The organism is Streptomyces kronopolitis, assembly GCF_050953795.1.
Taxonomy (GTDB): Bacteria; Actinomycetota; Actinomycetes; order Streptomycetales; family Streptomycetaceae; genus Streptomyces; species Streptomyces kronopolitis_A.
Map to the genome: position 1 here is coordinate 710,808 of NZ_CP191850.1, position 20,859 is coordinate 731,666.

The following is a 20,859-nucleotide window of genomic DNA, read 5'->3' on the forward strand; positions in this document are numbered from 1 at the left end:
GGCGCACCACACCCCGCCCGCTCACCCCGGATTCCCCCCGCTTTCCCGGCCTCCCGCGGCTTTCCCTCCCGACCCGTCTCCCCCGACACGCCGGGCGCCGTCCCCCGTCGGCAGTCCCTCCAACAGACCACCCAGGGCCCCCACGACGAGCGAGCACACCGTGTCGGGGTCGGCGCTCGCCAGCGGCTCCTTGGCGACGACCACTCGCATCAAGCCAATTCCCAGCAGCCACGACAGCGCCAGATCGCCGCGCAACCCCCCGGTGTCGGACTCCGAGAGCGTGGCGAGGACCTCCGCGTACTCCTCCCCCAGCCCCCGCAGCGCGTCGGCGATCTCGTCGCTGCCACCTATGGAGCGCAGACACACCTCCAGGGAACGGTCGGCGTCCTCCCCGCCGCCGGCCAGCATGCCGCGCAGAGCTACCTCGAACAGCCGCTCGGCGGGCGTGTTGCGCAGCTGCTCCTGGCCGCCGCGCGCCATGACCTCGCCGAACAGGGCTTTCTTCGAGCCGAAGTACCGGAACAGCAGGGCCTGGTTGGCCCCGGCGCGGTCCGCGATGTCGCGCACCGTCGCCCGTTCGTAGCCGCGCTCGGCGAACAGCTCCGACGCGGCGTCCAGCAGCCGCAGCCGGGTGCCCTGCGCGTCCCGGCGGTGTGTGCCCGCGCCGCGCTGCGGGGACTTGGCCATCGCCACGCTTCCTTTCCTCCGGACCGTCACCAGGACGGCCACAATGCGTCGTTGACCGCCCCGTGGGAGCGGCTTACGTTTGTAAGCAGGTGCTTACACAAGGGAGGTCACCATGACCACGATCGATACGGCACCCCTCTCCTACCCGTTCAACATTGCCGAGAGCCTCGCCCTTGCCGAGGAGTACGAGCAGGCCCGCAACCGTCCCGGGCTGCTGAAGGTACAGATGACCTACGGGGAGCCGGCCTGGCTGGTGACCCGGTACGCCGAGGCCCGGTTCGTCCTCGGTGACCAGCGCTTCAGCCGCGCCCTGGGCGCCTCGCACGACGAGCCCCGGCAGTCCGAAGGGCGTCGCGACAGCGGCATCCTGGGGATGGACCCACCCGATCACACCCGGCTGCGGACCCTGGTGGCCAAGGCCTTCACCGTGCGCCAGGTCGAAAAACTCCGCCCGCAGGTACGGGAGTTGACCCACGGTCTGCTCGACGAGCTGGAGGCGGCCGGACCGCCCGCCGACCTGGTGGACCGCTATGCGCTGCCCATCCCCGTCGCCGTGATCTGCCGGATGCTGGGCGTCCCGGCCGAGGACCGGCCGCGCTTTCGGGTGTGGAGCGACGCCGCGCTGTCGACGAGTTCCCTGACGGCCGAGGAGTTCGACGCCAACCTCGAAGAACTCCGTGCCTATATGGGGCAGTTGATCGAGGACCACCGGCGGGCTCCGCAGGACGACCTGATGACGGCGCTCATCGACGCCCGGGATGTCGGCGACCGGCTCTCCGAGCTCGAACTCGTCGACCTGTGCGTCGGGATCCTGGTCGCCGGGCACGAGACCACCGCCACCCAGATCCCCAACTTCGTCCTGGCGCTGCTGGATCACCCGGGCCAGCTCGCCCTGCTGCGGGAGCAGCCGCAGCTGATCGACAAGGCCGTGGAGGAGCTGCTGCGCTTCGTCCCGCTGGGCAGCGGCGCGGGTCAGCCCCGCTATGCGACGGAGGATGTCGAGGTCGGTGGGACCCTGGTGCGGGCCGGCACCCCGGTCCTGGTCGCGGTGGGTTCGGCCAACCGGGACGCGCTGCGCTTCGCGGAGCCGGGGACCCTGGACATCTCCCGGGCCGCGAACCAGCACCTCGGCTTCGGTCACGGCGTCCACCACTGTCTGGGAGCGCAGCTGGCCCGGCTGGAGCTCCAGGAGGCGATCGGCGCGTTGATCACCCGGTTCCCGGGGCTGCGGCTGGCCGGCGATGTGGAGTGGAAGAGCGAGATGCTGGTGCGCGGGCCCCGGGTGATGCCGGTGGGGTGGTGAGTCGATGACCTGGCACGTGGAGATCGACCCCCGGCAGTGCATCGCCTCGGGCTCCTGCGCCGCCGTCGCACCGGACCTGTTCGTCCTCGACGGCAGCCATGCCCGTCCGCGGCAGGAGCACATCGAGGAGGACGAGCGCGCGCTGGACGCCGCCGAGGTGTGTCCGGCGCTCGCCATCACCGTGCGGGACGGCGGGGAGGTCATCGGGTCCCGGCCATAGAGGTGTTGTCCCGGCACGTAGGTGACAGGCGATATGCCCTGGCTGATGCCCGGCCGAGGTGAGGGCCTTCTGGCTCGGTGTGGATTGTGACACTTACCGCCGAGTACAGGGGGCCCTTGCGATCCACCACAAAGCCCCGCTCACGCCGACGAGCAGGATGCCTCTGGCCTGGTGCCTCGACGATGAGGGCCGGCCGTTGCACCGTGCCGCGAAACGGTTCCAGGTCAGCCACATCACCGCCGCCCGCTACCAACGCCATGGTCGCGCCGAGATGAAGGGCCACTCCAACAGGCCCTACCGCCAACCTCGCCGCGCGCCCTCAGCGGTGGAGGACGAGGCCATCCGCACGCGACGCGAGCACCGGACCAGCCGACTGCGGTTGCCCGTCCGTGCCGGTGTCGCAGCCTCCGCCGCACACCGGATCCTCCAGCGCCGCGGCCTACCACCCCTGGATGCGATCGACCGCGCCACCGGCGAACCCCTCCGCCGCTACTAACGCGCCCGGTCCGGCGAACTGGTCCACATCGGCGTCATGATGCGGTCGCATCCCCAATGGCGGTGGCCACAAAGCCCTCGGCCGGGCACCGGCCGCAAGGTCTGTGCGGGCGTCGGTCTCGCCCACCTGCACACCGCTCTGGACGACCACTCCCTTCTCGCCCACACCGAAGACTCTCCCGATGAGAAGGCGGCCGCCTGCGTCGGCTTCCTGATCCGAGCCACAGCCTGGTTCACCGCCCGAGGCGTCACCGTCGAATGTGTGCTGACCGACAGCCCTACACCTCAGATGCCGAACGACAGGCAGCATTTCCCGACTGGCTGGACTGGCACAACTACCACCGACCACACACCGGAATCAACGCCTACACCCAGCCAGCCGCGTCACCAACCTCTCCGAACAACACATCTAGTGCTCTGACCGGGAAGGTTCGCCGGGTTGGCAGGGTAGGTTCTGCTCGGACGCGGCAGCGAGTTGACGGCGGCAGGAGGTCGACGGCCGTGAGGTAGGGCTTGTTGAGCGCATCGTCAGCGAGGCGCAGCTCACAAGCCGCCCGGTCCAGGTGCTGTCAGAATTAGGGCGGCACGTCGAGGTCGCCATCGAGATCGACCAGGCAGTCGACAGCGAGTCCAAGCCGTTGTGCTGCAGAAACTCGAGCACCACTGAGAAGCCGATGTCCGGGTAGACCCGTCAGGTATTCCCGTGCGGCGTCGAGGTGACCCCCGGGTGCGGTTCCAGGCCGGTCTGACGGGCCTCACGATCAACGGTCATGGCGTCACGCCGGTTGCCTTTGTCACGGTCAGGCGTCCTTCCCCGGTCCGCCCCAGCGCACGTCCTTCTCACTACGGATACGGGCTCCTCGCGGCGCTGAGCGGCCGGCACGTCGGAGTACCGGGGGTTCGTGTTGCGCCAGCGCAGGTAGGCGGGCTGGCCGATCACGGATCCGGCGGCGCCGGGCAGGAGGAGGACCAGCGAGACGTCGGACGATGCAGACTGCACCTCCTGCGGCAGCGTCCGTCCGAGACAGGGCGGCCAAACTTCCCGAGTGATGCAAACCACATGGTAACTCATCGTCATCCCACACCGACGAAGTTGTGCAGTTTGTCATGATATCTACTACATAAGATTAGCTAGTCGCTACAAGTATTTGAAAATCCGACGTCTGAGAATCTTTTACCTGAGCGTTCCGCCGGTCCGACGGTGTAGATTCCTGGCCGATCGCGAGGCTGCCCTGGCTCGCGTGAACCGGGGGGTTCACCAGGGCGGAAGCTCCCCTTGCGATTTCACCATTTCGCGATGCTCCCAGGGGGAAATCAATGATCAACACCATCACCAAGCCCGCAGGGCGACTTTCCGCCGCCATCGCCGCCTTAGCGTTAACGGGCCTGATTGCTCCGAACGCAGTTGCCGCTGACGTAAATGCGGCGTCGGAGGTGAGGGTTTCTATGCAAGCGAATGACGAGACGCGCACAATCGCGAAAAAAGAATCCGAGGCTGTGAATTCTGCAGCAAATCTCTGCGGGGCAGGGTACGAGCTATTCATGGCAGAGCGACTTCCGGATGCGACGCGACTTGGCACCCTCTTCACGTACACCAAGTCCGGCTCATCGGGATTTACGAGCTCCTGCGCAGTATTCGACAATAACTCTGGCAGCAGCGCGTACATGAAACTCAAACTCTGCCCGAACAGTACCGACACCAAGTTGTGTAAAACGGACGAGGGCACGTTCAGTCAGTACGCTGGCCCCGTCCGTGTCACAGGATCCAGCGCTTCCATCCTCTGTTCCAAGGTGACCGCCATCATGAAGTACGAGGGCGGTACGGTCATCAATCGCGTCACGTACGCAGCCCCCTGCAACTGATGGGCCAGCGAGCTGCGCACTCTGTTGCGAACTCCGTCCGACGTCGGGCCCTGATGACTACTGTACTGCTGGCTGCTGTCGCGGGGTTGGTAGCTATCGCTCTCTTCGTGTTCCGCGATACGGGGATCAACGGGCAGTCGGGGCCGGAGAAGCAGTCGCCTGGGCAGGCCGGTGGCGCTCCTTCCAGTTCTGCGTATCAACCGGGTACTCCGCGACCTTCAGAGAGCGCACCAAACTCAGCAGGCACCGACCCCAGCGCCTCTCCCGAAAAACGCGAGTCACGCGAGCCGAAATCGTCGAAAAAGGCTGACACGAGCCCCGGAGTATCCCGAGTCGTAAGCACCAGGGACGGCGTAACCGTAAAACGACCGGTGGCAAAAACATCTGGCAACGGGATGTGGGTAGCCGTCGACATCGTCAATCAAGGGAAGACGCCGGCAACCTACGAGGCTGAGATCCGCATCACTGGTCCGCACGGGTTTTCAGCAACCGTACGGGCCACTACGCAAGCACTCGGCCCGGGCGATAAGGCATCTCAGGCGCTTACCGCAATGGATACTTCCGGAGCTCCCGTACCGAAGCAGCCAAAAGTCCAAATCATTGAAGTAACTCGGACGCCTGCCTAGGTATTTACCGATGAGGCTTTCGGGAACGGTCCAAGTATGTGCCCAGAAAGGTACGTAGTTCAAGGAGACGCCGTGGCGTGCAACGTAGATACGTCACGACGTGAGAAGAGACAGAACCAGGGGGAGTAAAAGCAGTGCGGGGAAAGAGATTCAGACGGAGTCGATTACCTGTGACCGTAGGGGTCACACTGGCGCTCACAGCCAGCATCGTCGGCAGCCGGGCCGTTGCCGCAGACAGCCCCGGCGTGCCCAAGAAGGCAGCGCAGGGCTGGAGCGGCAGCCCAGGGGCTAGCGGAACGGCCATGACCGAGTCAGGAGATGAGCCGCGATCGCTTCCTGTGAAGGAGAGGGCGGCAACACTCGGGAAGAACTATCGGGCCTCGAAGGACATTGCCTGGACCACCTCGGGGGACGGCACGGGCTTTCACCTCCTGGTTGGTGCTGAGAAGGACGGCTACCGGTGGAGGACGGCCGCGTCGCTGTCCGAGACTGGTTTCGACACCGATACCTGGATAGGTAATGCATGCGTGACCGAGTCCGGGAAGCACGCGGCCGTCGCCTACGCTCCACGCACCTTCACAAACAAGCCCGAGATGATGTCGCGAGGCGCGTTCACCGCGGTCGTTGACCTGGAGACCGGAAGAATCACGAAGCTGCCGTACCAGGCAACGCTCGGTTACTTCTCACCTGGCTGCGGCCAGGGGGAAGATGCGGTGTTCACCGCTCTGACGGACGACACTGCGAAGTCGCCGGAGAGTCGCCTGGTCACTGTCGCCGCCGCGACTGGCAAGGTGAAGTCGAAGGTCACTGTGGCCGGCCAAGTGACCTCGGCGATCCCCGTCAGAGGGGCCCTCGCGGCGGCGCGCGGCAACCACATCATCAAGGTGACCGGCGGGAAGGTGCGTGAGGTCGCCACGACGAAGGCGACTCCGTTCCAGCTCAAGGCCGATGCTGAAGGCGGTGTGACGTTCATCGACCGCGTGCCCCAGAGAGCCAAAGCTCGCGCTGGCACACAGGAGGCGGCGATTGTCTCTCGAGTGCCTGAGCGCGACTTGGAGAAGGCGAGCGGCAAGGCCCAGCCGACCGCACTCGCCCGGGGCAGCCTCACCGGCTTCGATCTCACCGCGACACCGTCTGGCGAGGTGTACATCACGGGTGAGGCCTCCTCCACGACAAGCGGGGCCGGCGGCGTGATACACAATCCAGGTGGGCTGGCCAAGGGGGCTCTGGTCTCCAGCCACGGGCAAGCTGCGGTCACGTCACGGTGGGCAGATGGGAAAGATTCCCGGATTCGTCCTGAAGAAGCACTCACCCAGCGGACCGTCCGGACCACGCTGAAAACGATTGACACCGGCAATACAGCAGTCCTGGACGCGGCTCCCGGGGACCTGATCGGCGGTGCCAAGTCCGCGCGCGCGGGAAACGAGACCTCCCCGGTGCTCACTGCCCAAAGTGCGAGGGCCACCGCACTAGCCAGCGGGACCGTCGATGACGGCCGCTATTGCTCCGTGCCGCGCGGCGATGCGAAGAAGCAGGCATTCCAGCCCACACCTCGCCAGATCGAGTGGGCCGTGGACCAAGCCGTCGTGGGCAAACTGAACAAGGGAGCAACCCGCGGGGCGAACTGGAAGAACACCGGCATGGCCGCGTATGCGCCCCAGTCACTTTTCCCGCTGACTCCGCTCAAGGGCGGATCGGGCGCGGATTGGCACGTTCCCGCACAGGTATTGCTCGGCGTTACCGCGCAGGAGTCGAACATGTGGCAGGCTGCCCGCACCGTCGTCCCCGGCGTCACCGGCAATGCTCTGATCGGCAACTACTACGGCATCAAGTACAGCGCGGACGGCGACCAGAAGGATCCGTGGGCGATCAACTTCGCCGAAGCCGACTGTGGCTACGGCGTCACCCAGGTTACCGACGGGATGCGCATGCACGGCAAAGAGAAGGAGGGCGAGCACCCCAAGACGTCCGTGCAACAGGAGGCCGTCGCGCTGGACTACGCAGCGAATATCGCCGCCGGCGTGAACATCCTGATCGGGAAGTGGAACGACACCCGCGACGACGGGATGACCATCAACGGCGGCGACCCTAGATACATCGAAAACTGGTTCTACGCCCTGTGGACCTACAACTCCGGCTATCACCCCAAGTCCACAGCCGGCAGCAACTCCGGTAAGTGGGGGGTGGGCTGGACCAACAATCCGGCCAACCCACTGTGGAAGGAGAACCGCACCCCGTTCCTGGAAAACTCATTCGGCAACGACGACTACTCCCATGCTTCGCATCCCCAGGACTGGCCCTACCAGGAAAAGGTAATCGGCTGGGCCGCACGACCTATCTCAGCAATGTTCGGCCCCGGCGACTTCCAGGCCGGCTACCGACCATCCTGGTGGGTGAACGTGCAAGAGCGCACCCAGGCAAAGCCGCCAATCGGTCTGTTCTGCGACGCCTCCAACACGTGCGACCCCTCCTCGGCCACCGACGACGCCTCCAACGAGACGGGCAAAGGTCCCTGCACCCTGCCCGGCGACCCGGACACGCACAACCCGCTGTACCTGAAGTGCTGGTACACCAAGCCTGCCGCGTGGAAAAGGTGTGACGACGCGGAGTGCGGTAATGCCGTCCACCGGTTCGACGACACCTACCCCGAGCAACCAGACGCCAACTCGTATCCGCCGCGCTGTAACACGGGCTTGCCAGCAGGGTCGCTGATCGTCGACGACCTGCCCAACGGCACGACCCCAGCGGGATCGTCCAACCGCTGTTCAGGAGTCTCCTCCCAAGGGTCATTCACATTCGACTTCGCGTCGCCGTCGGCTCGGATCGACCTGCACCAGCTCGGGGCAGGCAACGGCAACCACTTCTGGTTCTCGCACACCCGCTCCAAGATCAGTCACAGTGACGGATCGCGTCTGTACACCAAGGGCACCTGGACCCTCGGTTCGTCCAAGCGCGGTTGGATGCGCGTCTACGCACACCTGCCCGACCATGGTGCGCACAGCCGCCAGGCCACCTACACGATCGGGGGGACGGACTCGACCAGTCCCTTCCGGGTCCAGCCCCAGCGGGTGATGGAGAATAAGTGGGCGGACCTCGGCGTCTTCAACTTCACAGGCACACCGACCGTGTCGCTGGACACGGACACACAAGACGGCACCGGGGACGAGGACATCGCGTGGGACTCGGTGGCCTTCCAGCCGCTCAGTGCGAAGCCGAAGAACTTCGTCGTGGCGATGGGCGACTCCTACTCTTCTGGTGAGGGCGCGACGGCGCCGGAAGGCAAGGACTACTACGCCGAGTCGGACTACTACGACAAAGCGCAGCCGAAGACGAAGAACACCTGCCACCGCTCAAGGCTCGCCTGGTCGCGTCAGGCGACTCTGCCGGGCTACACCAAGTCCATCGGTGCGATGGATGACGGGCAGGACGCCACCATGGACTACCACTTCGTCGCATGCTCTGGTGCCCGTATCTACAACGTGGTGAGCTTCGGACAGAACAGTGAACTGCCACAGCTCAAGCAGGGCTACCTCGATCAAAACACCACACTGGTCACCCTCTCTGTGGGCGGCAACGACGCCCGGTTCACAGACATAGTCACGGAGTGCGTCCTGCCCAACCTGGTGAATTGCCAGGCGAGCTCAATGGACAACGTGAACCCGGACAACGGCGATCCCGTTGATGGCGATACAGGACGGCTCGACGAGTGGGCTCCGAAGTGGCTCCATGAACAGATCCGACCGCGCATCACCGCGATGTTGAAGATGATCCACGACAAGGCACCCAACGCGAAGATCGTCCTCATGGGCTACCCGAAGCTCCTGGAAAACAACGGCTCATGCATCCCCGCCATCGAGCAAAGTGAGGGGCAGTGGCTTAATACCGTTGCCGACACCCTCGCCACCGAGATGAAGGGCGCGGTCGACGACGCCAACAATAAGTACGGAGCAAAGTCGATCTTCTCCGACCCACGCGCAGCGTTCGCCGGCAAGGCAATCTGCGGCGACCCCGAGTCAGTACACGGCATCGTGATGACAGGACGGTCGCAAGCCGACAACGACCTACCAGCGCCCTCGATGCAGTCGTTCCATCCCAAGCCCGCGGGCGCACGCCTCTACGCAGACTCCCTCGAGAGCACCCTCAAGGGCTAAGCGCACTCGTCCTGGAAGAGCAGGGAATCACAGGGAGATGGTGAAGAGACGGCCCTCGAGCCGCCCCAAACGGCAAGATGGCCGACATCCCGCTCCCCCTCTGACCACCTGATGCCGTAGGGGTCCTGAGTGCAAATACTCAGGACCCCTACAGCCCCTCTCGAAAGAATGTTCCCTATGGCCAGTTCCCGAGCTACTCGCCCCCTCAAGGGAGCGGCAGTCACGACATTCGCCATCGTTGTCTGCCACGTCATCCTCAGCGTCGGCTATGCCGCCGTGAGGGCCAAGAAGCGTGCAAACCCGAGCAGTTCCTGGGCAGATATCGATTTACGCCTGGCGACCTTTGCTCTGGGCATTGTGATCATGATGCCTCTGATTTTATGGATAGGCATGCGGATCATGGGAGAGAAGGACAACTACGCGCTCGTCATCGGCGGCAGTCTGGCCTGGTTGTTCGGCGCCGGCTACTGCCTCAGTTACATCAAGTACACGCCTAGTTCGCACCTGCCAGTGCCGTTGCTCGTCGCCATGGTGGCCGTTGGGGGACTCCTCTCCCTCGACAACGTGGCGCACCGACTGACGGGGCGTGCGAAGAGCTGAGTAGCGTCGGATCAAGCTCGTCAGCTTCGGCGCAGTGCGGTCGCAGCCGCTGCCGCAGATGGTCGTGTGTGCACTCTGCACGGTCACGGAGGGCGGGGATGGATCTGTCGTCGTCGAAGAACACCGCTTCTCGACGAGTTCCAGAGGCGCTACGACTGTAGGCCTCGGCCGCCGACGGACAGACGCGTCGGACAGGTCGGAGGGGCAAGCCAGCCGCCACCGTCGGCGACGAGTGACATCCCGTGCTGGGAGGCAGCGGAACGCCCGAGATCGCGCTGGGCCTTGGCCAGGTAGTAGAAAGCCATCTCGTGCAACTCGTCCGGCAGCCGTCCGGTGTCGACCACCGCGGTGAGCCGGTCGGCGGTGCACTCACGGTGCTCGTGCTGGCGCCGGGCGAGGGCGCTGAGCATCTCCACCAGGGCCTCGGCCGCAGTCTCCAGGTGGTTCACGGATCGCTCGTACTGGGCTGCGGCGGTGAGCGGCTCCCAGATGGAGTCGCAGGCGAAGGTCAGGCCTTGGCGCAAGCAGCCGATCAGCACCATCCACCCGGGTGCGATGCTGGTGATCCACTGCTCGCCGACGGCGGCGAAGGCGCGTTCGGCGGCCTGGTGCCAGTCGCGCGGTGATCAGCGGTCGTCCGAGGCATTGTCGGCAGTGCGCAGGGTGGAGCGGATCAGGGCGTGGAGATGGAAGGGCTACAGGACGAACGCGGTGTAGTGGACGATGGGCCGCTCCAGCAGGCTGAGAGCCGGTGCGTCATGGGTCGTGCCGGCGACCTGGGCGGCAGGGTGAGGTCGCCAGCATCGAGGAGGCTGACCAAGCGCCGGACATGCCGTTCGTCGGGAGGAGGTCGGACAGGGTGCAGGCGATCAGGGCCGGGAAGCCGTGGTCGAAGTTTGCCGGCTGAGGGGTACAGCCGGTGCGCCGGATCTCCAGGAACCGCATCACGGACAGGTCGAGGTAGAGCGGAAGGCGGTGCGAGCCGGCGGTGATGATCGACCTCAGTTCGTCGCCGATAGGGGGCTGTCCGGCGTTGCTGAGGCGGCCGGGCGAGGTAGTCGTCACAGTCCTTGAGGGAGAAATCGCCGAACAGGATCTTCCGCCCACTGGCGGCGGCCGCACCGGTGCGCTTGTGTGGGGCGTCGTGGGCGACCAGGCCAGGTCAGGCCGCGAAGCCGGTCCAGTCGAGCGCGCCCTTGTAGGACCAGATTGGATGTCGCGATATCCAACCGCCCACAATGCCCGCACTGCCAACAGGCAACCCGGTGAACCTTCCCGGTCAGAGCACTGGACAAGGGGCAGCGGGACGGCGGGGCGTGGCCGGGGGCCGCGCCCCGCCGTGCGCCGGAGCCGCGCCCCGCCGTATGCGGCGCGGGCCGCCGACTCCCGTGGCGGCCGGGGCGGCGGGCCGGGCCCCTCTGGTCCCGTTGCGGGAGCGGGGTGCGACGATGGGCCTGTCATGGATGCGGGGCAGGTTCTCAGGGGGCTACGCGCCGCGGTGTTCGCGGTCGTGTGTGTGCTGCTCGCCGCGCTGGGCCACGTGGTGATGTCGGATGCCACGATTCCCGCGTGGGCGCTGCTCGCGGCCGGGGCGGGTACCGCGGCCCTCGCCTGGTGCTGCGCGGGCCGGGAACGCGGTCCGTTCCTGGTGGGGTTGCTGACCGTCGGCACCCAGGCGGCCCTGCACACCGCGTTCTCGTTCGGCCAGGCGGTCGCCGGCCCCGGCGGCGGCGCACCGCGCACGCTGGGCCGGTGGGCGGACACCTGGTTGTGCGGCGCGCCGGAGACGCCGCTCCCCGATGACGACGCCGCCCGGCTGACGCAGCTGATGCAGCGGCAGATGGCGGCCCTGCCCGGGATGGACCACTCCTCCTCCGCGTCGGGCATGGCGCACATGAGCCGGATGTCCGGGGCGGACGGCATGGCCTCGATGCACGACGGCGCGTCCGGGATGGCCGGGATGCACGGCAGTGCCTCCGGCATGCTCGCGGCCCACCTGCTGGTCGCGCTGCTCAGCGCCTGGTGGCTGTGGGGCGGTGAGCGGGCGGCGTTCCGGCTCGTGCGGTGCGTGTCGGCGTGGCTGTGCGCGCCGTTGGTGCTGGTCTGGCGGATCGTGCTGCCCGATACGCCGCCCGCCGTGCGCTCCGCCCGTCCGGAGCCGCGGCGTGCGGTGCACCAGTTGCTGCTGGCCCATGCGAGGTCGTTGCGGGGTCCGCCGTGTGAACCGGCTGTCGGCTGACAGCACGGACGAATTCCCGAGCCGGCCCACGGGCGCGGAGGGCTCACGCCCCTGCCCGGCTCCGACTTCACCGGTCCCCGCCGTGCGCGGCGACCGGATCACGCGAAGGACTCCAGATGATGAATCCTGTCCGGATGCCGGTGGCGCTGCCGCCCGCGTCCGCTTCGGGCGCACCGGCCGGCGCGGGCGGGCGCCCGTACGCCGGCACCCCGGCCGGCTCAACCGGCCCGTTTCCCGCCGCCCGCCACCTCGCCGGGAGGTACCGCACCCGGCCGTACGGAGACCGTCCGCAGCCGGGCGAGCAGGGCGTCGGCGGCCGCCGGGTCGTCCTCGGGCTGCCCCGCGGCGCGGACCGCACCGGTCGCCAGCGCGCGGATCTGCGCCTCCCAGCGGCGGCAGTCCCGGCAGTCGGCGAGGTGCGCCCGGAGCCGGTGAACGGTGAGACCGGGGGGCGGTTCCTCGCCGTCGAGGCGGGCCGAGAGTGCCGTACGGATGCGCGTGCAGAGCATGCGTCCATCCTCCCCGACGCGCCGGGCGGCGCCGAGGGACGGTGCCGGAATGCGCGATGACGAGAGTGTGACGGGCTGGGCGCTGGCCGCGCGCGGCGGTGACGAGCGGGCCGTCGAGCAGTTCGTCCGGGCCACCCAGCTCGATGTGCGGCGCTATGTGACGCATCTCAGCGGTGACCCGCAGGCGACCGACGACCTGGTGCAGGACACCTACGTCCGGGCGCTGCGCAGTCTGCCCGGGTTCGAGGGCCGGTCCTCGGCCCGCACCTGGCTGCTGACCATCGCCCGGCGGGTGGTGGCGGACCGCATAAGGTCCCGTGCGGTGCGGCCCCGGCTGGCCGCGACGGACGACTGGCAGACGGCCGCCGAGCGGGTGCAGCCCCGGGGGGTGCCCGGATTCGACGAGGGCATCGCGCTGGCCGAGTTGCTGGCGGCGCTGACGCCGGAGCGGCGGGAGGCGTTCGTGCTCACCCAGCTGCTGGGGCTGCCGTACGCGGCGACGGCCGGGGTGATCGGCTGCCCGGTGGGGACCGTGCGGTCCCGGGTGGCACGCGCCCGGGAGGCGCTCGTCGCGCTGCTCACGGAGGCGGAGCGGGCCGAGACCGCCGACCTGCCGCGGGACCTGGCGGGCGCGGTGGCCTGACGGGCCGTGACCGGCGGGGCTCATGGGCGGGCGGTGGCCGGCCCATGAGCCCCGCCGCGGTAAGTTCACCGGCCGGGCACCACGGCCACGGCCCGTACGGTCCGCGGGGGGCTGTGGCGGAAGTGCAGCGTGAAGGTGAGCCGGTCGCCGGGCGCGAGCCGGGGCGGTGGGCTGACCATGACGTCCAGGGTGGTCGCGGTCATCGTCAGGTCGCCGCCGGCCGGGACGGTGGCGTCCTTGACCATCGCCATGCTGCGGGCGTTGTCGCCGATGTCCACGGTGCGGCTGAGCATCGCGCGGTGGCCGGGGGGTCCGGTGACTCCCGTCAGGACGTCGTCGGAGCCGCCGGTGTTGCGGATCGTGAAGAAGGCGGCGGTGGCGTCGGACCCCGCGGGGATCAGCACCCGGCCCTCGGCGACGCTCAGCCGCGCGGGGGTGCCCGCGTTGCCGGCGGCGGTCCACGCGGTGAGCGTGCCGAGGGTCACCAGACAGGTGAGCAGCGGGACGGCGACGGCCTGGGCGGCGGGACGCTTCATGAGGTCTCCCCACGGTTTCGGGCCCGCGGGCCGTGCGGGCGGGCGGTGGTGGCGCCGCGCGGGCGCCAGGCGCGCAGCCGCAGGCTGTTGCCCACGACGAGCAGGGAGCTGGCGGACATCGCGGCGGCCGCGAGCATCGGGTTGAGCAGGCCGACGGCGGCCAGCGGCACGGTGACCAGGTTGTAGCCGAACGCCCAGCCCAGGTTGGTGCGGATGGTGCCCAGAGTGCGCCGGGCCAGCCGGACCGCGTCGGCGATCGCCTGGAGGTCCTCGCGCACCAGGGTGACGTCGGCGGCGCCGATCGCGGCGTCGGTGCCGCTGCCCATGGCGATACCGAGGTCGGCGAGCGCCAGCGCGGCCGCGTCGTTGACCCCGTCCCCGACCACGGCGACGCGGCGGCCCTGTTCCGTCAGGGTGCGGACCAGGGCGGCCTTGTCCTCGGGGCGGGCCTCGGCGTGGATCTCGGTGATGGCCAGGTGGGCGGCGACCGCCCGGGCGGTGGCGGTGCGGTCCCCGGTCGCCAGCACCGGCCGCAGTCCCAGCCGGCGCAGGTGGTCGACGGCGCGGTAGCTGTCGGGGCGCAGCGTGTCGCCGACGGCGAGCACCGCCTGCGGGGTGCCGTCGACGGTCACCAGGACGGCGGTGTGACCGTCGGTCTCCGCGGACCGCACCGCCTCCGGGAGCGGCGCCGGGAGCCCGTCGAGGTCGCCGGGCCGGGTGACCGTCACGTGGTGCCCGTCCGCCACGCCCTCGACGCCGTGCCCGGGCGTCGCCTTGAAGTCCCGTACGGGCAGGCGGAGTTGATTCGGCTCCGGGTGCCGTTCACGGGCGTGGGCGGTGATCGCGCGGGCCAGCGGATGCTCGGAGCCCTGCTCGACGACGGCGGCCAGCCGCAGTACCGCTTCGGCGTCGAGGCCGCCGGAGCGGGCGGTGAGGGCGGTGACGCCCATCCGGCCGGTGGTGAGGGTGCCGGTCTTGTCGAGCACGACGGTGTCGATGTGCCGCAGCCGCTCCAGCGCCTCCGGGCCGCGCACCAGGATGCCCAGCTGGGCGCCGCGCCCGGTGGCGGCCAGCAGCGCGGTCGGCGTGGCCAGGCCCAGCGCGCAGGGGCAGGCCACGACCAGGACGGCCACCGCGGCGGTCACCGCGGCCTGCGGGTCGGCCCCGGCGCCGAGCCAGAAGCCCAGGACGCTCACCGAGACGGTCAGGACGGCGGGGACGAAGACCGCCGCCACCGCGTCGGCCAGCCGCTGGACCCTGGTCTTGCCGGTCTGGGCGTCCTCGACGAGGCGGGTGATCCGGGCGAGTTGGGTGTCGGCGCCGACCGCCTCGGCCCGTACCTCCAGCAGACCGCCGGAGTTGACCGCGCCGCCGACCGCCGCCGCCCCCGGGCCGACCTCGACCGGGCGGCTCTCGCCGGTGATCAGGGACAGGTCGAGGGCGGAGCTGCCCTCGACGACGGTGCCGTCGGTGGCGACCCGTTCGCCGGGCCGGACCAGGAAGCGGTCCCCGACCCGCAGCCGGCTGACCGGGATGCGCCTCTCACCGTCGGCGGTCGGCACGGCGACGTCCTTGGCGGCGAGTTCGGCCAGCGCCCGCAGCGCGGCGCCGGTGCCGCGCCGGGCCCTGGCCTCCATGCGGCGCCCGGCCAGCACGAACAGCGGGACGCCGACGGCGGCTTCGAGGTAGAGGTGCGCCACGCCGTCGCCGGCCGTGGGCAGCAGGCTGAACGGCATGGTCATCCCCGGCGCGCCGGCCCCGCCGAGGAACAGCGCGTAGGTGGACCAGCCGAAGGAGGCGGCGACGCCGAGGGAGACCAGGGTGTCCATGGTCGCGGCGCCGTGCCGCAGGCCGCGCAGCGCACGGGCGTGGAAGGGGGCGGCGCCCCACACGGCGACCGGGGCGGCCAGCACGAAGCACAGCCACTGCCAGTTGCGGAACTGCCACCCCGGCACCATCGACAGCACCAGGACGGGCAGCGAGAGCAGCGCGGTCACCAGCAGCCGCCGGCGCTCGGCGCGGGCCGCGTCGTCCCCGTCGTCCGGGCCGTCGGCGGCCGCGGGACGCTCGTCCGCGTCCGGATCCGGCTCGGGCTCGGGGAGGTGGGCGGTGAACCCGGCGGCCTCGACGGTGGCGACGAGGTCGGCGGCGGACACCGCCGGGGGGTGGCTGACGGTGGCGCGGCCGGTGGCGAGGTTGACCGTGGCGGCGACGCCGTCCAGCCGGCCGAGCTTCTTCTCGACCCGGCCCACACAGGCGGCGCAGGTCATGCCGCCGACCGTGAGGGTGGTGGTGCGCTCGGCGGTCCGCTGCGGTACGGGGACGGGCCGGGGCTGCGGGGTCATCGCGCCTCACCCACCGGCAGCGGGCGGGGAGCCGCGGCGCCCATGCCGTGCATGCCGCCCATGTCCCCACCGCCGTCGGACGCGCCGCCACCGCTCCCGCCGGCCGGGCGCAGCCCCGGTGCCACCGGGCCGACCGCGGCGCCGACGGCGTACGACAGGGTGCCGAGCACCACCAGCAGCGCGAGGAAACCGAGGACCGGCCGGGCGGGCAGGAACCGGGTGACGGCCCGGCGGAGAGGGGGCCGACTGCGGTCGGCGGAAGAGCTGGACATCGCGTCATGGTGGCAGCTGAGGACGGTGCGGCGGGGGCGATCGGGGGCTCGCCGGCACGTGAGGTTTGTCCCGTTCCGTCGCCGGAACCGAGTGGCTGCCGGGACCGACTAACTGGGATTGCGGTGCCCGCGCGAGGCGGTGTGCGGCGCCCGCTTTCCCGCCCGCTCCTGCCGCCCGGCCGAATTTCCCGCCGTCCCGCGGGAACTCGGTGCGGCCCCCGCCCGACCTCTCCAACACCGTGCCGTCGGGGCCCGGTTCGCCGTCACTTTGGAGAATGCCGTGTCCAGACCGTCCGAACCCGTGGAGCTGTACGGGGCGGAGTACAAGCGTGACCCCTATCCGCTCTACGCCGAGCTGCGCGAGCGCGGCCCCGTCCACCGGGTGCGCTTCCCCAGCGGGGTGCACGCCTGGCTGGTCACCGGCTACGAGGCCGCCCACCGGGCGCTGACCGACCCGCGGCTGGGCAAGCACCACTCGCGGGGCAACGCCGCCTGGCGGGCGCGCGCCTCGATCATGCCCGAACCCCAGCACTCCCAGCTCCAGGTGCATCTGCTGCACCAGGACCCGCCGCGGCACACCGAGCTGCGCCGGCTGCTCGGCGACGCCTTCGCCCCGCAGCGCGTCGAGGCGCTCCGGCCGAGCTTCCAGGCGATGGCTAACGCGCTGCTCGACGGCCTCCCGGAGAGCGGCGAGGCCGATCTGGTGGAGACCTTCGCGGCCCGCTTCCCCTTCCGGGTCCTGGCGGAGGTCATCGGGTTGCCCGAGGAGTTCGCGGCCCGCTTCGACCGGGACTGGGGCAAGGTCGTCCAGCCCGTGGGGCCCACCGACCCGGGCCGCCCGGCGTACGAGGCGCGGCTGCGCGGGCTCCAGCAGTACATCGCCGACGTGGTCGAGGACCGGCGCGCGTCGGGCGGTGCGGATCTGCTCTCCCGGCTGGTGGCCGCCCACGACGCCGGCGCGCTCGGCCGGGAGGAGCTGGACTCCATGTTCTTCCAGCTGCTGGTGGCGGGGCAGGAGCCGGTCACCAACCAGATCACCACGGCGCTGGTCACCCTGCTGCGGCACCCCGCGCACCTCGCGGCGCTGGCCGCCCGCCCCGAGCTGCTGTCCCGCGCGGTCGAGGAACTCCTGCGGTACGACAGCGCCTTCGAGCTGACGACCTGGCGGTTCCTCGCCGAGGACGCCGAGCTGCACGGCACCCGGATCCCGGCGGGCGACTCGGTCATCGTGTCGCTGTGCGCGGCGAACCGCGACGGCCGGCAGTTCCCCGACGCGGACACCCTCGACTTCGCGCGCTCCCCCAATCCCCATCTGGCCTTCGGTCACGGCATCCACTTCTGCCCCGGTGCCGCGCTCGCCCGTATCGAACTCCAGATCGCCCTCGGTACCCTGCTGCGGCGGCTGCCGGGCCTGCGGCCGGCCGTCCCGGACGGCGAACTGCGCTGGATCCCGGCCGTCCTGGCGCGCGGCGTCGACCGGCTGCCGGTGACCTACGGGGCGGCGGGCGGCTGCCCCGTCATGAACGGGCCGGACGCCGCGTGCTGACCGTACCGGCGCCGCCCGGCGCACCCACCGAGGTACCGGCCGTCTGCGCGGCGCTCCTCGCCACCCTGCTGCCCCACCGGCGCACGCTGGACACCGGCGGCCACGACGACACCCCCGACGCCTTCCCCGCGCAGCTGCGGCAGCTGGCCGCCCCGGTGGCGGCAAACGAGCCGATCGTCTTCACCCTGCCGGGCTTCCCGTGCAAGTCCCCCAACCCGGCCAAGGTGCTCGGCCACCTGCCCGACGAGGGCGAACGGCTGGCGCTGCGCTTCCTGGACGGGCTGTGCGCCCGGATCGCCGCGCTCCATCCGCCCGGCGCGCGGATGGTCATCTGCTCGGACGGCCATGTCTTCAGCGATCTCATCCAGGTGCCGGACCGTGACATCGATGCCTACGCCGACGCGCTGCGCGCCCTGATCCACGACGAGGGGCTGACCCGGCTGGAGGTCTTCGACCTGCGGGACGTGTACGGGCAGGAGCTGTCGCACGACGCCAAGCGGTCGCTGGTCCACGAGCGTTACGCCCCGCCCCTGGAGGTGCTGCGGTCCCGGACCCGCGGCGACGAGCCGACCCGGCGGCTGTACCAGGGCATCACCAAGTTCCTCTTCGAGGACTCCGCGTCGTTCGCGGGCACCCGGTCGGCCCGGCAGCGCAGTTGCCGGCGCCGGGCCTACGGGGTGATGCAGCGCAGCGGCGCCTGGGGCGAGCTGATCGCGGCGCACCACCCGGGGGCGTTCCGGCTGTCCATCCATCCGCAGCCGCGGGGCTCCGCGAAGTTCGGCATCCGGCTGCTGGACGCGCCCGATGTGTGGATGACGCCCTGGCACTCGTGCGTACTGGAACACACCGACGGGCGGCGGGAGTTGCTGCACCGCGCGGACGCCGAGCGGCTCGGCCGCCCCGTCCTGCGCCGGGGGCGGCCGAGCCACTTCGCCGCCGGGTGAGGCGGCGGGGCGGGCCCGTCAGCCGTCGCCGGCGGCCAGCGGCTCACGGTGGTCGAAGGCGATCAGCGGATCTCCGGTGAGCGGGTGGGCGGTGACCGCGGCGCGCACCCCGAACACCTCGGCCAGCAGCTGCGGGGTGAGCACCTCACGGGGGGCGCCGGACGCCACCACTCGCCCGCCGTGCAGCACGTGCAGCCGGTCGCACAGGGAGGCCGCGGCGTTCAGGTCGTGCAGGGAGATCAGCGTCGTCCGGCGCCGGTCCCGCAGCAGCGCGAGCAGCTCCACCTGATGCCGCACATCGAGATGGTTGGTGGGCTCGTCCAGCACGAGCACGTCCGGGTCCTGGGCGAACGCGCGGGCCAGCAGCACCCGTTGGCGTTCGCCCCCGGACAGGGCGGAGAACCGGCGGGCGCCCTGCCCGGCCATCCCGACGGCGGCCAGGGCGCCGGCCACGCTCTCCCGGTCGGCGCGGTCCTCGCCCGCGAAGGCCCGTTTGTAGGGCGTCCGGCCCATCGCCACCACTTCGCGCACGGTCAGCTCGAAGTCGCTGCCGCGCTCCTGCGGCAGCGCGGCGACCTGCCGTGCGGTCTGCCCCGGCGTCAGGGTGCGCAGGTCGCACCCCGCCAGCAGCACCCGCCCCGCGGTGGGCCGCAGGTGCCGGTAGACGGTCCGCAGCACGGTGGACTTGCCGCTGCCGTTGGGCCCGACGAGCCCGACGATCTCGCCGGCCGCCGCCATCAGGCGCACCCCGGCGACGACATCGCGGCCGGCGTAGCCGACGTGCAGATCCTCGATCTCGACGGTCATGCGCCCGCCTCCGTCCGCCGGTCCAGCAGGAAGAGCAAAACGGGCGCCCCGATCATCGCGGTGACGACGCCCACCGGCAGCTCCTGGGTGTCCATGGCCGTACGGCACACCAGGTCCACGACCACCAGCAGCAGCGCGCCGGTCAGCGCGGACAGCGGCAGCAGCCGGCGGTGGTCGCCGCCGACGACCAGCCGGCACAGATGCGGCACCATCAGGCCCACGAAACCGATGGCACCGGAGACCGCGACCAGCACGCCGGTCAGCAGTCCGGTCACCACGAACAGCTCCCTGCGCAGCCGGGTGACGTCCACGCCCACGCCGGCCGCGGTCTCGTCGCCCATGATCAGCGCGTTCATGGCCCGGGCCCGCGCCTGGAGGGCCAGCAGCCCGGCGGCGACGGCGGCCGCCGGCAGCCACAGGACGCTCCAGGTGGCCCCGCCCAGGCTGCCCATCAGCCAGAACAGCACGCTGCGGGTCTGCTGTTCATCACCGGCCTGCAACACCAGATAGCTGGTGAAGCCGGAGAGGAACTGCCCGATGCCCACCCCGGCCAGCACCAGCCGCAGCGGCGAGAAGCCGCCGCCCCGCCGGGCGATGCACCACACCAGCGCGAACGAGACCAGCGCACCGGCGAACGCGGCGGCCGAGAGTCCCAGCCCCAGCAGGGAGTCGGCCGACACCCCCAGCACGATGGCGGCGACCGCGCCGAGCGAGGCACCGTTGGAGATGCCCAGCAGATAGGGGTCCGCCAGCGGATTGCGCACCATCGCCTGGGTCGCCGTGCCCACCAGCCCGAGTCCCGCACCGGCCAGCGCCGCCAGCAGCGCCCGCGGCACCCGCAGTTGCCACACGATCAGGTCGTCGGTCCCGGCCCGGGCCGGCGCCCCGCCGAGCCGCCGCAGCACCACCGACCAGACGTGGCCGGGCGCGATGTCGGTGGAGCCCAGACAGACCGCCGCGGTCAGCGCCGCCACCAGGGCGATCCCCAGCCCGGCGGCGAGCAGTCCGGCGCGCGGGGTGCGGCGCGCGTCGGGAGCCTCCTCCTGCGCCGCGGTGGTGCACGGGTCCACGGC

The 20,859-nt window shown here is 70.3% G+C and carries 18 protein-coding genes and 1 pseudogene; 10 read left to right on the forward strand and 9 right to left on the reverse strand.

The window, feature by feature from the left end; all coding sequences use genetic code 11:
* Nucleotides 1-21 precede the first annotated feature (21 nt).
* Complete coding sequence (locus ACQP17_RS02695; protein ID WP_433854757.1) at nucleotides 22-687, reverse strand: TetR/AcrR family transcriptional regulator; 666 nt, start codon at nucleotides 685-687, stop codon at nucleotides 22-24.
* A 112-nt stretch (nucleotides 688-799) separates the two neighbouring features.
* Between ACQP17_RS02695 and ACQP17_RS02700 the strand changes: the two genes are divergently transcribed.
* The 6 genes and pseudogenes from ACQP17_RS02700 (at nucleotide 800) to ACQP17_RS02725 (ending at nucleotide 9,945) form a co-directional block, all read left to right on the forward strand.
* Nucleotides 800-1,990, forward strand: coding sequence for a cytochrome P450 (locus tag ACQP17_RS02700; protein WP_433854758.1), 1,191 nt, complete (start codon nucleotides 800-802; stop codon nucleotides 1,988-1,990).
* Between the two features lie 4 nt (nucleotides 1,991-1,994).
* The gene (locus ACQP17_RS02705; protein ID WP_433854759.1) at nucleotides 1,995-2,210 is read left to right on the forward strand and encodes a ferredoxin; all 216 of its coding nucleotides are present in this window, start codon (nucleotides 1,995-1,997) and stop codon (nucleotides 2,208-2,210) included.
* A 157-nt stretch (nucleotides 2,211-2,367) separates the two neighbouring features.
* Nucleotides 2,368-3,118: pseudogene (locus tag ACQP17_RS02710) on the forward strand (IS481 family transposase).
* A 904-nt stretch (nucleotides 3,119-4,022) separates the two neighbouring features.
* The gene (locus ACQP17_RS02715; RefSeq protein ID WP_433854760.1) at nucleotides 4,023-4,568 is read left to right on the forward strand and encodes a hypothetical protein; all 546 of its coding nucleotides are present in this window, start codon (nucleotides 4,023-4,025) and stop codon (nucleotides 4,566-4,568) included.
* 796 nt (nucleotides 4,569-5,364) lie between these two features.
* Complete coding sequence (locus ACQP17_RS02720) at nucleotides 5,365-9,345, forward strand: SGNH/GDSL hydrolase family protein (RefSeq protein WP_433854761.1); 3,981 nt, start codon at nucleotides 5,365-5,367, stop codon at nucleotides 9,343-9,345.
* A gap of 177 nt (nucleotides 9,346-9,522) precedes the next feature.
* Nucleotides 9,523-9,945: a hypothetical protein gene (locus ACQP17_RS02725; protein WP_433854762.1), complete on the forward strand. Its 423-nt coding sequence runs from the start codon at nucleotides 9,523-9,525 to the stop codon at nucleotides 9,943-9,945.
* Nucleotides 9,946-10,094: 149 nt separating this feature from the next.
* Here the strand turns inward: ACQP17_RS02725 and ACQP17_RS02730 are convergent, their stop codons facing one another.
* Together ACQP17_RS02730 and ACQP17_RS02735 are read right to left on the reverse strand one after the other, a co-directional pair.
* Complete coding sequence (locus tag ACQP17_RS02730) at nucleotides 10,095-10,487, reverse strand: hypothetical protein (RefSeq protein ID WP_433854763.1); 393 nt, start codon at nucleotides 10,485-10,487, stop codon at nucleotides 10,095-10,097.
* Nucleotides 10,488-10,701: 214 nt separating this feature from the next.
* Nucleotides 10,702-11,010, reverse strand: coding sequence for a hypothetical protein (locus ACQP17_RS02735; RefSeq protein WP_433854764.1), 309 nt, complete (start codon nucleotides 11,008-11,010; stop codon nucleotides 10,702-10,704).
* Nucleotides 11,011-11,404: 394 nt separating this feature from the next.
* Between ACQP17_RS02735 and ACQP17_RS02740 the strand changes: the two genes are divergently transcribed.
* Nucleotides 11,405-12,184: a PE-PGRS family protein gene (locus tag ACQP17_RS02740; RefSeq protein ID WP_433854765.1), complete on the forward strand. Its 780-nt coding sequence runs from the start codon at nucleotides 11,405-11,407 to the stop codon at nucleotides 12,182-12,184.
* Nucleotides 12,185-12,402: 218 nt separating this feature from the next.
* Here ACQP17_RS02740 and ACQP17_RS02745 read toward each other — a convergent pair whose 3' ends face one another.
* Nucleotides 12,403-12,693, reverse strand: coding sequence for a zf-HC2 domain-containing protein (locus tag ACQP17_RS02745; protein WP_433854766.1), 291 nt, complete (start codon nucleotides 12,691-12,693; stop codon nucleotides 12,403-12,405).
* Between the two features lie 49 nt (nucleotides 12,694-12,742).
* Here ACQP17_RS02745 and ACQP17_RS02750 point away from each other — a divergent pair, with 49 nt between their 5' ends.
* Nucleotides 12,743-13,336, forward strand: a complete 594-nt coding sequence (locus ACQP17_RS02750; RefSeq protein ID WP_433854767.1) for a sigma-70 family RNA polymerase sigma factor — start codon at nucleotides 12,743-12,745, stop codon at nucleotides 13,334-13,336.
* A 65-nt stretch (nucleotides 13,337-13,401) separates the two neighbouring features.
* Here the strand turns inward: ACQP17_RS02750 and ACQP17_RS02755 are convergent, their stop codons facing one another.
* Genes ACQP17_RS02755 through ACQP17_RS02765 form a run of 3 tightly spaced genes read right to left on the reverse strand, consistent with a single transcriptional unit; the run spans nucleotide 13,402 to nucleotide 16,489 of the window.
* Complete coding sequence (locus tag ACQP17_RS02755) at nucleotides 13,402-13,872, reverse strand: copper chaperone PCu(A)C (protein ID WP_364881385.1); 471 nt, start codon at nucleotides 13,870-13,872, stop codon at nucleotides 13,402-13,404.
* On the reverse strand, nucleotides 13,869-16,217 hold the full coding sequence (locus ACQP17_RS02760; RefSeq protein WP_433854768.1) for a heavy metal translocating P-type ATPase: 2,349 nt from the start codon (nucleotides 16,215-16,217) through the stop codon (nucleotides 13,869-13,871). Before ACQP17_RS02760 ends, ACQP17_RS02755 begins: the two co-directional genes overlap by 4 nt.
* Nucleotides 16,214-16,489, reverse strand: coding sequence for a hypothetical protein (locus tag ACQP17_RS02765; RefSeq protein WP_364881390.1), 276 nt, complete (start codon nucleotides 16,487-16,489; stop codon nucleotides 16,214-16,216). Before ACQP17_RS02765 ends, ACQP17_RS02760 begins: the two co-directional genes overlap by 4 nt.
* 280 nt (nucleotides 16,490-16,769) lie before the next feature.
* On the opposite strand from ACQP17_RS02765, the gene ACQP17_RS02770 reads away from it, so the two are divergent.
* Entirely contained in the window at nucleotides 16,770-18,035 is a 1,266-nt protein-coding gene (locus ACQP17_RS02770; protein ID WP_433854769.1) for a cytochrome P450 family protein, read from the forward strand.
* Nucleotides 18,029-18,979: an L-tyrosine/L-tryptophan isonitrile synthase family protein gene (locus ACQP17_RS02775; protein WP_433854770.1), complete on the forward strand. Its 951-nt coding sequence runs from the start codon at nucleotides 18,029-18,031 to the stop codon at nucleotides 18,977-18,979. Before ACQP17_RS02770 ends, ACQP17_RS02775 begins: the two co-directional genes overlap by 7 nt.
* Before the next feature lie 18 nt (nucleotides 18,980-18,997).
* Here ACQP17_RS02775 and ACQP17_RS02780 read toward each other — a convergent pair whose 3' ends face one another.
* Nucleotides 18,998-19,786, reverse strand: a complete 789-nt coding sequence (locus tag ACQP17_RS02780) for an ABC transporter ATP-binding protein (protein ID WP_433854771.1) — start codon at nucleotides 19,784-19,786, stop codon at nucleotides 18,998-19,000.
* Complete coding sequence (locus ACQP17_RS02785; RefSeq protein ID WP_433859815.1) at nucleotides 19,783-20,856, reverse strand: FecCD family ABC transporter permease; 1,074 nt, start codon at nucleotides 20,854-20,856, stop codon at nucleotides 19,783-19,785. The genes ACQP17_RS02780 and ACQP17_RS02785 overlap by 4 nt, the downstream gene beginning before the upstream one ends.
* Nucleotides 20,857-20,859 lie beyond the last annotated feature (3 nt).

Bases quoted from the DNA above. Each gene is read 5' to 3' on its own strand.
- ACQP17_RS02700 (WP_433854758.1), top strand. From the start codon at position 800: ATGACCACGATCGATACGGCACCCCTCTCCTACCCGTTCAACATTGCC.
- ACQP17_RS02705 (WP_433854759.1), top strand. From the start codon at position 1,995: ATGACCTGGCACGTGGAGATCGACCCCCGGCAGTGCATCGCCTCGGGC.
- ACQP17_RS02740 (WP_433854765.1), top strand. From the start codon at position 11,405: ATGGATGCGGGGCAGGTTCTCAGGGGGCTACGCGCCGCGGTGTTCGCG.
- ACQP17_RS02755 (WP_364881385.1), bottom strand. From the start codon at position 13,872: ATGAAGCGTCCCGCCGCCCAGGCCGTCGCCGTCCCGCTGCTCACCTGT.
- ACQP17_RS02750 (WP_433854767.1), top strand. From the start codon at position 12,743: ATGCGCGATGACGAGAGTGTGACGGGCTGGGCGCTGGCCGCGCGCGGC.
- ACQP17_RS02695 (WP_433854757.1), bottom strand. From the start codon at position 687: ATGGCCAAGTCCCCGCAGCGCGGCGCGGGCACACACCGCCGGGACGCG.
- ACQP17_RS02745 (WP_433854766.1), bottom strand. From the start codon at position 12,693: ATGCTCTGCACGCGCATCCGTACGGCACTCTCGGCCCGCCTCGACGGC.
- ACQP17_RS02760 (WP_433854768.1), bottom strand. From the start codon at position 16,217: ATGACCCCGCAGCCCCGGCCCGTCCCCGTACCGCAGCGGACCGCCGAG.
- ACQP17_RS02715 (WP_433854760.1), top strand. From the start codon at position 4,023: ATGATCAACACCATCACCAAGCCCGCAGGGCGACTTTCCGCCGCCATC.
- ACQP17_RS02730 (WP_433854763.1), bottom strand. From the start codon at position 10,487: ATGGTGCTGATCGGCTGCTTGCGCCAAGGCCTGACCTTCGCCTGCGAC.
- ACQP17_RS02725 (WP_433854762.1), top strand. From the start codon at position 9,523: ATGGCCAGTTCCCGAGCTACTCGCCCCCTCAAGGGAGCGGCAGTCACG.
- ACQP17_RS02780 (WP_433854771.1), bottom strand. From the start codon at position 19,786: ATGACCGTCGAGATCGAGGATCTGCACGTCGGCTACGCCGGCCGCGAT.
- ACQP17_RS02765 (WP_364881390.1), bottom strand. From the start codon at position 16,489: ATGTCCAGCTCTTCCGCCGACCGCAGTCGGCCCCCTCTCCGCCGGGCC.